The sequence below is a fragment of the Paenibacillus silvae genome (assembly GCF_014639235.1).
GTDB classification, from domain to species: domain Bacteria; phylum Bacillota; class Bacilli; order Paenibacillales; family Paenibacillaceae; genus Paenibacillus; species Paenibacillus silvae.
Genome location: NZ_BMFU01000014.1, coordinates 39,130 through 52,947 on the forward strand (window position 1 = coordinate 39,130; position 13,818 = coordinate 52,947).

The window sequence follows — 13,818 nt, forward strand, 5'->3', positions numbered from 1 at the left end:
GCATTGTGCAGGATAAAAATAGTGTAGTAACGCTGGCTGATGCTTTCAATCAAGCCGTGTATATTATAGGCGGGCATGGAAGCCGCAAAGTGAAAGTACTGCAGGAGGCTCTGGAGCTGGTCGATGGAGAAACGTTCAGTGACCATTATGGCAATGGTTCGATTATAGATGAGTTCCAGCAGGAGATGGCGGAGGTGCTGGGTAAGGAAGCTGCCGTGTTTTTCCCAAGCGGTACGATGGCACAGCAGATTGCACTTCGCATCTGGTGTGACCGGGCTGATGTTAAACGGGTGGCTTATCATCCGCTGGCTCATCTGGAGATCCATGAGGAGGACGGGCTGAAGGAGCTGCATCAGATCGAAAGCATTCTGCTCGGAGAAGCAGATCGGTTGATTACACTCGAAGATGTGAAGGGCATGAAAGAGGAGATAGCCTGTCTACTGCTTGAGCTGCCGCAGCGAGAGATTGGCGGGCAGCTGCCAGCATACGAGGAGCTGGAGGCAATCTCGGCGTATTGCCGTGAACGCGGCATCAAGCTGCATCTGGACGGGGCACGTCTGTTTGAGATCACGCCTTATTATGAGAAAACACCAGCGGAGATTTGTCGTTTGTTCGATAGTGTATACATCTCTTTTTATAAAGGTATTGGCGGTATTGCGGGGGCAATTCTTGCCGGAGATTCAGACATGATGCAGGAATCCAGGGTGTGGAAACGGCGGCATGGCGGTGATCTGATCGGGCTGTACCCGTACATACTCAGCTCCCGGTATTATTATCATGAGCGTGTTGGCAAAATGGGACATTACTATGAGCAGGCCAAAGAGCTGGCGTCACTGTTTAATGCATGTCACGGGATTAAAACGGTTCCTGAACAGCCAGTGTCCAACATGTTCCACGTTCATTTTGCGCTTGCAGCTTCCGAAGTTGAACCGCTGCTTGTGCAGATGGCGCAGCAGTTTGATATAGCAATTACATCGTATCTGAACAAAACCGGAGGTAACAGCTGCTCCTTCGAAATGTCGACAGGGGATCGATACGATACGGTGCCGCAGGATAAGCTGCGCGACGCGCTCGCTTGGCTTGATGGGCAGTTGCAGAAGCAGCTTTCATAGCAGATGCATGATTTCGCGTCTTACTAGGGTGAGATGCCAGGCACAACTGCGTGTATCGTTCACTGCTCCTGAATATATTTGCGATAGAGCGCAGGTGTAATTTCCTCGAACTTTTTGAAAATTTTGATAAAATACCCCGACTCATTAAATCCCAGCTCATCGCTGATCTGTGAAACGGGCATATCTGTGACCTCTAGCAGCTGCTTGGCCCACTTGATTTTGAGCTTGGCGAGATAGGTGGTGAAGTTTTCACCCGTTTCCTTCGCAAATAACCGGCTGAAGTAGCTTGGACTCAGGTGGCACAGTTCGGCTGCTTGTTTCAGAGACACTTGTTCACTTTTATGTGCGTGAATGTACTCAAAAGCAGGCTGCAACACCGGATTCACACTGTCCGTATCATTGGGGCTGTTTTTGAGATAAGCATCAGCGATGGCGTTGGTCATTTCTTTTTTGATGGATTCAATGTTGCGAATGGAATAACCGGGCAGAATCGTGGATAGATTCACGGACTCTTGATTGCCTGAAGCCTTCTCAAACATCTCCACCAGCAGGTTTTTGTTCAGCGCCTCCTCCACAATATAGTTGCAGAGCAGGGACAGCATGTTCGAAATCTTCACAATCTCCTCGTACGTCATGACGGGCAGCTGGTCATAATCTGCCTGTAAATGCTTCATTTTGGCATCGTGCATGGATACATTTTTGGATCTCACGATCTGCTCCAGATCGGTTCCCTTCTCCGGGTCAGCGAGCTTGACTTGTCCAGCCATGACTGCACCGATATATTTCCCGTCAATGGTAATCGGAATCGCAATGTCGATAATATTGAAATGACAGAGATAAATATAGGGTTCATTGAGCCGAACAGCCTCTAGTCCGCCGCGCGAATCACATTTTTGACAATAGGGAAGAAGCTCAGGGTCCTTGCGAACGTTCTGGCAGAAGGCCTGGCAGCTGCTGTGGCTGGTTACGGGAATGCCTTTGTAATCCACGGTTAGTATAGCGAGTTTGGTTACTGTGGCAAGTGAATCCTGAAGGCGTTTCCATTTGTCCAGATCCAGTATTTTATTGATGTGCAGATATTCTTTAATCATATGAAAAACCTCCGTAGTTAATCATTTTCATGGATCGGAGAGTCGTTAAAAAGTTAAAAGTTGTACATATTAAGACATGAACATAGCGGGTAATGGAACATGGGAGGTCAAAATTGAACCATCTCATGACAATAACATACCATGATTGCGCGAAAAAGCAAAAAATTACGATTGCAAATTATAATAATTTGTTATCAAAGTCCACTGCAAACCTCCTGCGTCTGCGTTATATTTAGGTCAATTGAAACAGTTAAAATTTGATGTAACACGGAGCAAGACACCTTGATGTCTGAATTTCATGTAATGCAGGACAAGCGCTGCGGCGAAAAATGATTCTGTATAAGTTGAACTATTCATTTGCACGTGAACGGAGGGGACAGAAAAAACCTGAAAAAGCGGAGCGGTCGCCTTTATCACCGGATTTTCCCCTTTGGAATAGGGAATCCAAAAAATCTGGGGATAACAGCGATTGGAAGGTTATTCTGTCATCGGAGTGGATTGTGTAAAATCTTTAGTTCAACTTATATAGCGATTTTTACTTTTAGGAGGCGTACCATATTATGAGAAAAGCATTTATCAGTCCAACGAAATATGTGCAAGGCGAAGACGAATTGTTGAACCTGGGATACTTCGTAAAATCATTTGGTGATTCTGCTTTATTGATTGCACACCCGGATGATGTACAGCGTGTCAAAGCCAAGCTGGATGCAACAGCAGCCAAATTCAATATCACTTTTGTTGAAAGCGGTTTTAGAGGCGAATGCTCACGCGAGGAAGTGGCTCGTTTGCAAGAGATTGCCAAAGAAAAGGGCTGCACTTGCACGATTGGTCTTGGTGGTGGTAAAGCGATTGATGCAGCGAAATGTGTGGCTGAGGGCGAAGCGTTGATCATCTGTCCAACCATTGCAGCAACGGATGCACCTACAAGTCACTCGGCTGTATTGTACACACCAGAAGGCTCTTTCGATGACTATGCATACTTCAAACAAAGCCCAAGCGTTGTGCTTGTGGATACCACCGTTATTGCTAATGCACCAACACGTTTCCTCGTGTCCGGTATGGGAGATGCTTTGTCCACTTATTTTGAAGCAAGAGCAACATCCAAATCCTATTCCCGTGTCAATGCAAGTCTGCCGATGGGTTCCCGTGAAGGATACACTCCTTCTGCTGTTGGAACAAACGCAGCTCTTGCGCTTGCCAAATTGTGTTACGAAATGCTGCTTACCGACGGGGCTAAAGCGAAGGTAGCTTGTGACAGCAACGTTGTAACTCAAGCGCTGGAGAACATTGTGGAAACCAACATTCTGTTGTCTGGTCTTGGATTTGAAAGCGGCGGTTTGGCCGCGGCACACGCGATTCACAACGGTCTGACCGTGCTTGAAGGAACACACCATTATTTCCATGGTGAAAAAGTTTCTTTCGGAACGATTGCACAGCTCGTTCTTGAAAATGCTCCAACCGAAGAGCTGCATCAGGTGATGGACTTCTGTCTCTCCGTAGGATTGCCAGTAAGTCTGGCAGATATCGGTGTAGAGACGATTACGCAGGAAGAATTGCTGAAAGTGGCTGAGATTGCGTGTATTCCAGAGGAATCCATCCATGCGATGCCATTCCCGATCACAGTACCTGAAGTTGCAGCTGCCATTGCAGCGGCTGACCGAATCGGACGGGAGTACAAAGCAGCTCGCCAGGAGGCAAAATAAATGAAAAAAATCATTAACCAGGCTGAACATGTTGTTATGGAAATGTGCAACGGGATTGCGCTTGCGCACCCGGAGCTGGAATTTCTGAAAAAATATAAAGTCATCAAACGCAGAGAGATTCAGGCTGACAAAGTCAGCCTGATCAGCGGCGGCGGTAGCGGTCACGAGCCGGCACACGCTGGTTATGTAGGTAAAGGCATGCTGGATGCAGCGGTATGCGGAGACGTATTTGCATCTCCTTCCCAGATTCAGGTGTATCAAGCGATCAAAGCAACGGCGAGCAACAAGGGCACGCTGCTCATTATCAAAAACTACAGCGGCGATATGATGAACTTCAAAAACGCAGCACATCTGGCTGAGGAAGATGGCATCAATGTGCAGTATGTACGTGTTGAGGATGACATTGCTGTGCAGGACAGCTTGTATACGGTAGGCCGTCGCGGTGTAGCGGGAACGGTACTGGTCCATAAAATTGCCGGAGCAGCAGCAGAGGAAGGCCGCAGTCTGGAAGAAGTGAAGGCCGTTGCGGAGAAAGCTGCACAGAACGTGCGCAGCATCGGCTTTGGATTCACCTCTTGTACGGTCCCTGCGAAAGGTACACCAACCTTCGAAATTGCAGAGGATGAGATGGAGTATGGGGTAGGTATTCATGGTGAGCCCGGTATTCGCCGTGAAAAAATTGCTACCGCAGATGAACTTGCTGAACGTATGGTTTCTGCACTGCTTCAGGACATGAAGCTGGATCAGGATGCTTCAGCCGAAATTGCTGTGCTTGTAAACGGCTTTGGCGCTACACCGTTGCAGGAGCTGTACCTGCTCAACAACTCGGTTCAACGTGAGCTTGCAGGCCATACAGGTCTTACCGTTGCAACAACATTTGTAGGCAACTATATGACCAGCATTGATATGGCGGGTGCGTCGGTGACTATCCTGAAGCTGGATGATGAATTGAAAACGCTGCTGTTCAAGGAAAGTGACACGCCTGCATTCAAAGTATCCGGCCCTCCTGTGGCACAACCAGCCTACTCCGAAGCTTTGGAAGCGGTTGTGACCGAGGATGCACCTGTATCCTATGAGGTACAGACAGATGCGTCAGCAGCAGTGATTCACAACAATCAGTTCTCGCTCGACAATGTCGTTTATCTGATTGATAAGATGGGCGAAATCATCATCAAAAACGAAGTACCGTTCTGCGAACTGGATTCCCATGCGGGAGACGGCGACTTCGGGATGAGTGTAGCCAAGGGCTTCCGTCAATTGAAGCGTGAGTGGAACCACATCATTAACGAGGAGAAAAGGGATATCCGTTCATTCCTGGATGCATGCTCTCTGGTTATTATGGAGTATTGTGGCGGTGCATCTGGTCCGATCTGGGGCTCGGCATTCCGTGCAGCAGGCAAATCGGTGGGTGAGAAGCAGCATTTGAATGTATCCGAGTTCGCTGAGATGATGCAGGCAGCGGTTCAAGGTATCCAGGCAACAGGTGAGCGCTCCTTCGGACGCGGTGCGGTTGTCGGCGACAAAACGCTGATTGATGCACTTGCACCATGTGCAGATGCCTGGACGCAAAGTGCGGAAACTGGAGATGACTTCAAATCTGCATTTGCCAAAGGTGCAGCCGCAGCGGTTGAAGGTGCGAAGAAAACCGAAGATATCGTAGCCCGTATGGGACGCGCAGGTACGGTTGGTGATCGCAGTCTGGGGTACCCGGATGCTGGAGCATATGCGCTGGGTGTTATTTTCACGGAACTGTCCGAATCTTTGAAATAGGTTACTTGGTTTGATGTAAAAAAGATATGGCGCTGCTGGTCGATTACACTTAACAACTCCGATGGCGACTATGTTGGGTGTGGTAGACACACGGGAACGGCACAGCCAGAAAACCTTTCGATCGCCATTATCCCCGGATTATTCTGATTGATTCCCTGAAGGGAACAATCCGGTGATAAATGCGAAGCCTATGCTTTCGATGTAGCTTTCTTTCAGAAAGCTTTTAGCTCCGCTTCTCCAGGTCCTTTCTGTCTGCTTCGTTCTTGGTGTCTACAGGCGAGCATTCGTCTGCCGTCTCCGTTCCGGTGTAATCATCTGGTTTCGCATATCCAACGTTTGTACATCAAACGTTGGATGAATATAGACCGCTCTGTAGGCTTGGCTTACAGAACGGTCTTTTTATGTTGAGTGGAACGTGGCTGTGCAGCGCTTATTTATATAAAGGCAGTAATTTACTGTTTATGAGTATGCCGGAACGGATTCCTCAGCCAGAGAAGCTATTGATTGTCATTTATATAATGATCATCATTTTTACATATAAGCGGCAATATTGGCGTTAGCTATGGGAAATAGTGTAATCTGAACATAGAACTACTCACTTGAACGAGAAGGGAACGAATCACTCTAATGACTCAGAAACTTTATTATGACTCTGCGTATACACGCGAGTGGCATACACATATTACCCATCGTGTGACAAAGGAAGATGGAGTCTACGTCACGCTGGCCGAAACAGCGTTTTACCCGCATGGAGGTGGTCAGCCTTGTGATCTGGGGCAGATCGGGGGCATCGCTGTGCTGGACGTTAATCTGGAAGAGGGAGACGTGTGGCATAAGCTGGAGCGTTCTCCAGAGCAGGATGAAGTGCAGTGCGAGCTGGACTGGGATCGCCGGTTCGATCATATGCAGCAGCATACGGGTCAGCATTTGTTATCAGCAGTTACATTGAAGCTGACGGACGCGATGACACTCAGCTTTCACTTGGGCACAGACTATGACACCATTGATGTCGCTGCAGAGGTGCTGAGCCCGGAACAGTTGGATGCTGTGGAGCAGGAGGTGAATCGGCAGGTTGTCCGCAATGCCCCGATTCATACGTCTTGGGTTACTGCCGAAGAAGCGGCGCGTTTGCCGTTGGTGAAGCAGCCTACGGTGACGGAACACATTCGCATCGTGGAGATTGAGGGTGTAGAGTACAACGCCTGCGGCGGCACACATGTAGCGGCAACGGGCGAGATTGGTCTGATTAAGCTGCTCAAAACCGAGAAGGTGAAGGGCGGCACCCGCATTTATTTTAAATGTGGCACAAGGGCCTTGAATGAATTCACGGAAGCACAGCAGGTGCTGAATAATATTACGGCCCAATTAAAGACAAATAGGGACGAGCTGCTGGAGCGGATTGCCAAAATGGAGCAGGACCAGAAGCTGCTGCAAAGCGAGCTGAATGCGGTAAAAGCAACCAATGACACCTACTACGCACAAGAGCTGCTCGCTGCACGGGAGGGGCTGGTCATCGCCAAGGTATTTGAGGATAAATCCCTCAAGGACATGCAGAGTCTTGCAGCCAAGCTGACCGAAGAGCATGAAGGTTTGGTGCTGTTTGCCAGCATCTCGGAAGCAAAGGTAGTTCTGGCACAGAACGGGCAGCCTGCGGAGTGGGCGTGCGGACCTTTTTTCAAAGGCAATCTTGGAGCGTATCAGGGCAAAGGCGGAGGCAGTGAGAAAATGGCTCAGGCGGGCTTTGCCAGCAGTGAGGATGCACTAGCATTTTATGAGTTTACGAAGGAACAATTGGGACATCATTCGTAAGTCATGGAGGAGGCTGAAGCATGACAGAGCGTATTCCGTGTATACGGGAAGGCTGCGAGCATATGATTTTACCAGCCACGGCAGCCAAAACAGGCGGGTACTGCATGCCCTGCAAGCAGGAGATGGAGCGTGAAGCTCACCAGCGTTATATTGAAGCGAATCGGCGTGATGTGAATCTGTATGAAGGTATTACGGATGCGGCAGACGTGTTGAAAATCATGCATGCACCGCGAACCTATGATCCGCTTATTCGATATATACCTTATAAATACTCGATGGAACAGGTATACCTGTCTCTATCCACAGAACAGCAGCTGGAGATGAAGCGTTATGCTATGGAACTGATCCGCTCGGAGGATGAGGACGCGGGCAAGGATATCCTGCTATATCTGGTGTGTTACCACGACCTGCCCCTTACAGCGGAGATTCCAGAGCTGTTGGAGCGGGAGATTGTTTATCCAGCGGTTTTGTTTAAAAGCGCCTCTAACGAGACGCGAGATCATCTGATTCAGCAGGTGGACAACGATGAGGAGAATCGCAATCATATCCTCATGATGCTGGCCTACATTGGGGACGAAGCTGTTGTACAGCAGTTCTGGCAGTGGAAGCAGTCTGTACCGGATTGGGCCAGTGAGCTTTATGTGGCGCCTGACCGATACACCCTGCAGGCGGGCTGGGAGTTAACCGGAGATGGTCAACGCAGAGAATTGTTTATCACCCCGAGTTATTCATTGTATGAAGCAGGAAACAGTGATGCAGAGGGAAGCGAGAGCGAAAACCTTGATGGTGTTCCGATTTCTTTGCTTGTGCCAAGCTCCAATCATTGTCCATGGTGTGGTAGTTCATTGATCAGCTTAATGAATTTGCATGTGCAACATCCTGCGCTCCAGTCAGTGGATTGGAGGTTCCCGCAACTGGATGTGCAGACCTGCTTGGTATGCAGCAGCTACAGCGTGATGTACATGGAAATGGATGCAGAAGGGAAACCAATCTGGAGTAAGCATAATGTGAAGCCTGATGGATTGGATGAAATCGACGTCGAAGAGATCAAGGCCGATGTTTCGGGACTTGTAAGGAGTACTCTCAATGGTTCGGTGCAGCGGCGTTTGTTCCATATCGCGTCGGAACCGCGCCAGCCTTTTCATGGCAGTGAATGGGCAATGGAGCCTTCCCTATCGCAGGTTGGAGGTCATCCGGGTTGGGTGCAGGATGCAGACTATCCTGCATGTCCAGCCTGCTCTGCTACGATGAAAGCGATCGGACAGCTGGACGGTGAGCTGATTCAAGAGAATGGTGAAGGTGTGTATTATATGTTTGGCTGTGAGCCGTGCCAGATGACAGCAGTATCGTATCAGCAGTCATGATGTGATCAGTCCACGATTCAAATCTATTTTCTGGCACCAAACTTCTGTTGTCACAAAACCTGACATCGTTGTAAAATATAATTATTGATTAGCTTCGTAGAGATAGATAAATTACAAAATGTCGGCAGGAGTGGAAACGATGGAAATTAGAGTGGATGATTTGAGCGGGAATCAGGTAAAAGCACTAATCGCGGAGCATTTGTTAGGCATGGCAGCAGATTCGCCGCCTGAGAGTATACATGCTTTGAATCTGGATGGACTCAAGAAGCCCGAGATAACGTTTTGGTGTGCATGGGAAGGCGATGAGCTGCTTGGCTGCGGAGCCATTAAGGAACTGAACGCTGAGCATGGTGAACTGAAATCGATGCGTACGGCTTCCGCTCATTTACGCAAAGGAGTAGCCCGGCACATTTTGAAGCACATCATTGAAGAGGCAACATCTCGCGGATATCAGCGCATCAGTCTGGAAACGGGTTCGATGGATTCTTTTATCCCGGCACGCAGGCTGTATGAAGACTTTGGTTTTGAATACTGCGAGCCGTTTGCTGATTATGCTCCAGACCCAAACAGTAAATTTATGACCAAAGTTATTGGATAAATCACAGATTATTCGGTTGGAAACCAGTCTCTCTATTATAGAGGGGGCTGGTTTTATTTCGTTTAAAATGAAACATTTGATACAGTTCATATCGCGCAAAAAGTGGTAAACTGGAATTCGGGATTTGAACGCTGTGACGCATCAAAGAGGGAGAGTGACTGGATGACGTTCACCGCCAATCTGGATGCGTGGCTGATGTATGGCGTGGGATATAGCTTGGCAGCATGGGCAACATACCGATTACTTTGTGCAGTTATGGGGTATAAATCATAGGCATGTCATAGGTTTGGGATGAATTGGCCATACAGAATAGGTGGGCTGATTCATGCGAGATAGGGTATACTGGACTTTATATTGCTCAAAAATAGACAAGGATTACAGACGTTTTTGTACCTCAGGAGGATTTCAATTGGCTCAGACTCAGACGGAAGAATCATTACAAAAAAAATTAAAACCCAGACACATCACATTTATGGCGATGGGCGGTGTCATTGGGACAGGCATTTTTAAAGGCAGTGCTGGCACGATTGGGCTTGCAGGCCCAGGCGTCATTGTGACGTACATTTTTGCCGGACTGCTGCTGCTTGTAGTTATGGCTGCGATGGCCGAGATGGCTACGGTATACAAGAATAGAAATATGAAAGATTTCGTGCAGGAAGCGTTCGGGAGCAGAGTTTCGTTTATTATGGGATGGATGTACTGCTTCCTGTGGTTATCGGTGTGTGTTATTGAGGTCATCGCTGCGGGCAGTTTCCTGCAATATTGGTTTGCTGACGTACCGCTATGGGTACTCAGTCTTGCGTGTGCGGCATTCATTATACTGGTGAATCTGCTCAGCGTTGGTGTGTTCGGGGAATTCGAGTTTTGGCTGGCCGGGATCAAAATTGCGATGATTATTATTTTTATCGTGCTTGGGGCAGGGCTGATCTTTGGTATTATTCCAAGTGACAACACACCTTACCTGCAAAACTATACGCAAGCCGGAGGGTTTTTCCCGAATGGATGGACGTCGATCTTCTCTGCACTGCTTGTCGTCATGTTCTCGTATGGAGGATCGGAGCTGATCGGCCTGACCTTGACGGAAACGGAAAATGCGGAGAAAGTGATGCCCAAGATCGTGGGCAATTTCATGTTCAGAATCATTTTGTTCTTTACGCTGCCGATTCTGATTATCTGCGGGCTTATTCCGTGGAACGAGATCGGCCCAGAGAGCAGTCCGTTTGTACAGGTTCTTGCGTCAACCGGTCTTCCGGGTGCTGCGCATATTATGAACTTTATTCTGGTGACTGCGGTGCTATCCGCAGCGAACTCGGGGATTTACGGAGCATCCCGCATGATGCATTCCATGGCTGTTGGCGGGGAAGCGCCTAAAGCACTTGCAAAAACCAACCGCAACGGCAGCCCGATCAACACCTTGCTGGTGTGCACGGTTGTTCTGCTGGGAGGTTCGATGTTAGGATTGTTTGCCCAAGATCAGCTGTTTAAAGTGCTGCTTGCTGTTCCGGGGTTTGTCGTGATCCTGGTCTGGATCTGCATCGCTGCTTCTCAGCTCAAATTGCGTAATAAGTATCCGGTTCAGCCTACATTCAAGGTATGGGGATTCCCGTATATTACCGGAGTGGTTGTTCTAATACTCAGCGTCATTGCTGTCATGTTTGTGTTTGACGAGGGGAATCGATTCAGCATTAGCATCTGTCTCGCCGTACTTGCACTGCTGACGATCTGGTCCTTGATTCGATTCCGCAAGATGAATAGAAAATCAGCTTAAAGAGGTTCAGTTAAAGAGGTTAAAAAAAAAAAGAAGGTACAGATGATCTCATATTATTGAGATGTCTGTGCCTTTTTTGATAAACATATTCAGCAGTCTTTTAGAGAAAGAGAATACCTGGTTATACTGCTGAATTAAACGAATTTATTTTCCTACATACTTATCCATAAAGCGATCCACTCTTGCAAAATACTCCGTTGGATAATGATTAATGGCATCGATATGTTCCGTATTTGCCGGATACCACACTTCTGCATCAGGATTATCCCTCAAATTCTCATAGATCTTTTCTGAATTGGTATAACTGATCTGTTGATCCCCAGTACCGTGAATGAGCATAACCGGTTTATTCTGCATCTTCTTCACCGCATCCATAGGCGACACAGAATCAAGATCAACATCGAATGCCCAATCAGCCATCCATGTGGAGGTATAACCGAATGGGAATGCAGGTAAACCGGAGAATACAGGCAGGCCCTCTCTTAAAAATAAACCGGCATTACGAAACGGACTATCTGCTACAACAGCTTCGATATCATCGCTTTCACTTGTAGCTAGCAGGGACGTAGCTGCTCCCATAGAGAAGCCAATGACGCCAATGTGCTCACCCACCTGGCCTCTGGTTTTCAAATACTCCACAGCTCCTAGCAGGTCATATTTCTCACGCAGACCGAGTGTGATCATCTCACCATCAGATTTACCTTGTGCACTGAGATCAAATGCCAAAATATTGTATCCTTTCGGGATAAAATGCTCTGCCAATTTCGGAGTGCGTCCTTTGACGAGGCGATTACTTGTATATCCATGCACGACAATAAGCGTTTTGTTACTTGCTTTGCCTGAAGAAAAGCTTGCCGGGAAGAAGGTGCCTCTTATTGTATTATCATTTTTCAAACTCTTGAATTCAACGATCTCATAGGGTATTTTATCCATGTTCAATTCATAGCTGACATTGGTATCTCGTGGATGGTGCAACAGGATGTCTACGACTTTATAAGAAATGAAGAACACAGCAGTTAAGATAAGTACAAGCGCAATTCCCACGCTCCATAACCATTTCTTATGTTTTCTAATACGATCTTTAAATGTCGAATCGAGTTCGATGGATGCGTGTTGTTGACTCATTTTAATTCCTCCATGTTATTTTGCTCTATGTTGTGAGGGGGCAAACAAATAATAGGCATGTCCCTTCAGGTTTTCCCATTCCGGATGATGAACAATATCTTCGCCAAGCGTCAGCGCCACTCCATTTAAGAAGGAGATGTAGCTTCGTGAGATCATTGCAGGCGAGAAGCCTGGGCTGAATTCTCCCATGGACTGCCCTTTTGCATAAACGGCTTCAATGGTGTCTGTCATTATTTTTATAGAATCCAGAACCTTCTGAGTAAGCTCGGGGAACCTGATTCGCTGTCCCAGGACAGACTGAACTAGTCGTAACTCATTGGAATAGGAGTAAATATGGTTGAATTGTTCTTCGACCATATTTTTAATTAATTCCGCGGGTGTTCCGTTTTGTTGGAGTGAAGCAAGTGATTTCTTTTGAATATCTTCAAGTGGTTCCAGGACAGTTGCATGAAACAAAGCTTCTTTACTGGGGAAGTATTGAAATATCGTTCCAGAGGTCACACCGATTTTTTTCGCGATAAGAGCTGTTGTGGTGTTCGAATATCCGTTTTCCGCAAACAAGACGACCGCTTCTTCCAAGATTCGTTTACGTCGCTCAAGCCTTTTCTCTTCATTCACAGTTCTAGCCATTAACATGTTCCTTTCTATTCTCGATTCTATTATTAATTAATTGATCAATTAATTAATAATATATCCGAATTCGTTGATTTTGACAATGAGCAATATAACTTTTTCTAGGGATCAATTAACATTTGGCACATTCGACCGTTATACCTATGAAAGGTGGTGAAGCATGAACGCCAGACAGGTGGCTGAACAGCTGCAGCCTAAACTTAGAGAAATCCAGCATTATCTGATCAGACTTGGCGCTTCGCCATCGGATGCAGAGGATATTTTGCAGGAAACGGTGTACAAAGCTTTTTTATATATCGACTCGATTGAAAAAGGGAAGTTCAGTGCTTGGCTCTATAAAGTCGCCATTAACCGTTATTATGATCTCTGCCGCTGGAAGAAATGGACGATGGTTCCCATTGATAGTATGGAAATACCAGATTCGAAATTGCCTGAGGATGCTATTCTCCAGCAGGAGAAGAAAGAAGAAGTGAGGCTGTGCTCCGTGAACTTGCCCCGTTACATAGACAGCTTCTGATTATGAAATACGAGATGGAGCTCTCGTATCAAGAGATTGCGGACTTACTTGGCATGAGGATGGAGCAAGTCAAAGCATCGTTATATCAGGCCAGACAACAATTTAAGAAAAAGTATGGGAGTGAATGAAAATGAACCAACCGTTTGAACAGGAGTAGAGGGGGATACAATGTCTCGGCGCTTGCGCCGGGATTTTTTAATAGACAGGGAGTAAGAAGATATCCGGGTCGTTAAGGATTCTATAAATAGGACGTTATGGGGGTAATAGGAACTAAAATATTGAGCCGTGAGTCTCTACGAAAATATACTTAATCACTATATAATCGAAT

General features: G+C 47.1%; 12 protein-coding genes. 9 read left to right on the forward strand and 3 right to left on the reverse strand.

Translation table 11 applies throughout. From position 1 onward, the window contains the following. The first annotated feature begins 5 nt into the window (after positions 1-5). Positions 6-1,112, forward strand: coding sequence for a threonine aldolase family protein (locus tag IEW26_RS26360; protein WP_188594544.1), 1,107 nt, complete (start codon positions 6-8; stop codon positions 1,110-1,112). 59 nt (positions 1,113-1,171) lie between these two features. Here IEW26_RS26360 and IEW26_RS26365 read toward each other — a convergent pair whose 3' ends face one another. Next, positions 1,172-2,203 (reverse strand): PocR ligand-binding domain-containing protein, encoded by a 1,032-nt coding sequence (locus IEW26_RS26365; protein ID WP_145405930.1) that lies wholly within the window; start codon positions 2,201-2,203, stop codon positions 1,172-1,174. A gap of 560 nt (positions 2,204-2,763) precedes the next feature. Between IEW26_RS26365 and IEW26_RS26370 the strand changes: the two genes are divergently transcribed. The 6 genes from IEW26_RS26370 to IEW26_RS26395 all read left to right on the forward strand — a co-directional run bounded on the left by IEW26_RS26370 (position 2,764) and on the right by IEW26_RS26395 (position 11,215). Beyond that, positions 2,764-3,906, forward strand: a complete 1,143-nt coding sequence (locus IEW26_RS26370; RefSeq protein ID WP_145405929.1) for a glycerol dehydrogenase — start codon at positions 2,764-2,766, stop codon at positions 3,904-3,906. Continuing rightward, on the forward strand, positions 3,907-5,676 hold the full coding sequence (dhaK, locus tag IEW26_RS26375) for a dihydroxyacetone kinase subunit DhaK (protein ID WP_188594545.1): 1,770 nt from the start codon (positions 3,907-3,909) through the stop codon (positions 5,674-5,676). A 627-nt stretch (positions 5,677-6,303) separates the two neighbouring features. Then, the gene (locus IEW26_RS26380; RefSeq protein ID WP_188594546.1) at positions 6,304-7,485 is read left to right on the forward strand and encodes an alanyl-tRNA editing protein; all 1,182 of its coding nucleotides are present in this window, start codon (positions 6,304-6,306) and stop codon (positions 7,483-7,485) included. Between the two features lie 20 nt (positions 7,486-7,505). Next, the gene (locus IEW26_RS26385) at positions 7,506-8,849 is read left to right on the forward strand and encodes a DUF1963 domain-containing protein (RefSeq protein WP_188594547.1); all 1,344 of its coding nucleotides are present in this window, start codon (positions 7,506-7,508) and stop codon (positions 8,847-8,849) included. A gap of 139 nt (positions 8,850-8,988) precedes the next feature. Then, positions 8,989-9,447, forward strand: a complete 459-nt coding sequence (locus IEW26_RS26390; protein ID WP_188594548.1) for a GNAT family N-acetyltransferase — start codon at positions 8,989-8,991, stop codon at positions 9,445-9,447. A 409-nt stretch (positions 9,448-9,856) separates the two neighbouring features. Beyond that, complete coding sequence (locus IEW26_RS26395) at positions 9,857-11,215, forward strand: amino acid permease (RefSeq protein ID WP_268237079.1); 1,359 nt, start codon at positions 9,857-9,859, stop codon at positions 11,213-11,215. Positions 11,216-11,359: 144 nt separating this feature from the next. Here IEW26_RS26395 and IEW26_RS26400 read toward each other — a convergent pair whose 3' ends face one another. Then, complete coding sequence (locus IEW26_RS26400) at positions 11,360-12,340, reverse strand: alpha/beta hydrolase (RefSeq protein WP_188594549.1); 981 nt, start codon at positions 12,338-12,340, stop codon at positions 11,360-11,362. A 15-nt stretch (positions 12,341-12,355) separates the two neighbouring features. Next, positions 12,356-12,970 carry a TetR/AcrR family transcriptional regulator gene (locus IEW26_RS26405; RefSeq protein ID WP_188594550.1) on the reverse strand — a complete coding sequence of 205 codons (615 nt, stop codon included), beginning with the start codon at positions 12,968-12,970 and terminating at the stop codon, positions 12,356-12,358. Positions 12,971-13,133: 163 nt separating this feature from the next. Here IEW26_RS26405 and IEW26_RS26410 point away from each other — a divergent pair, with 163 nt between their 5' ends. Both IEW26_RS26410 and IEW26_RS30470 read left to right on the forward strand, forming a co-directional pair. Beyond that, on the forward strand, positions 13,134-13,490 hold the full coding sequence (locus IEW26_RS26410; RefSeq protein ID WP_229730051.1) for an RNA polymerase sigma factor: 357 nt from the start codon (positions 13,134-13,136) through the stop codon (positions 13,488-13,490). A gap of 14 nt (positions 13,491-13,504) precedes the next feature. After that, on the forward strand, positions 13,505-13,618 hold the full coding sequence (locus IEW26_RS30470; protein ID WP_229730053.1) for a hypothetical protein: 114 nt from the start codon (positions 13,505-13,507) through the stop codon (positions 13,616-13,618). The last annotated feature ends 200 nt before the right edge of the window (positions 13,619-13,818 follow it).

What these genes read in the sequence shown, in the direction of transcription:
- IEW26_RS26385 (WP_188594547.1), top strand. Translation starts at nt 7,506, where the DNA reads ATGACAGAGCGTATTCCGTGTATACGGGAAGGCTGCGAGCATATGATT.
- IEW26_RS26410 (WP_229730051.1), top strand. Translation starts at nt 13,134, where the DNA reads ATGAACGCCAGACAGGTGGCTGAACAGCTGCAGCCTAAACTTAGAGAA.
- IEW26_RS26405 (WP_188594550.1), bottom strand. Translation starts at nt 12,970, where the DNA reads ATGGCTAGAACTGTGAATGAAGAGAAAAGGCTTGAGCGACGTAAACGA.
- IEW26_RS26400 (WP_188594549.1), bottom strand. Translation starts at nt 12,340, where the DNA reads ATGAGTCAACAACACGCATCCATCGAACTCGATTCGACATTTAAAGAT.
- IEW26_RS26390 (WP_188594548.1), top strand. Translation starts at nt 8,989, where the DNA reads ATGGAAATTAGAGTGGATGATTTGAGCGGGAATCAGGTAAAAGCACTA.
- IEW26_RS30470 (WP_229730053.1), top strand. Translation starts at nt 13,505, where the DNA reads ATGGAGCTCTCGTATCAAGAGATTGCGGACTTACTTGGCATGAGGATG.
- dhaK (WP_188594545.1), top strand. Translation starts at nt 3,907, where the DNA reads ATGAAAAAAATCATTAACCAGGCTGAACATGTTGTTATGGAAATGTGC.
- IEW26_RS26380 (WP_188594546.1), top strand. Translation starts at nt 6,304, where the DNA reads ATGACTCAGAAACTTTATTATGACTCTGCGTATACACGCGAGTGGCAT.
- IEW26_RS26365 (WP_145405930.1), bottom strand. Translation starts at nt 2,203, where the DNA reads ATGATTAAAGAATATCTGCACATCAATAAAATACTGGATCTGGACAAA.
- IEW26_RS26370 (WP_145405929.1), top strand. Translation starts at nt 2,764, where the DNA reads ATGAGAAAAGCATTTATCAGTCCAACGAAATATGTGCAAGGCGAAGAC.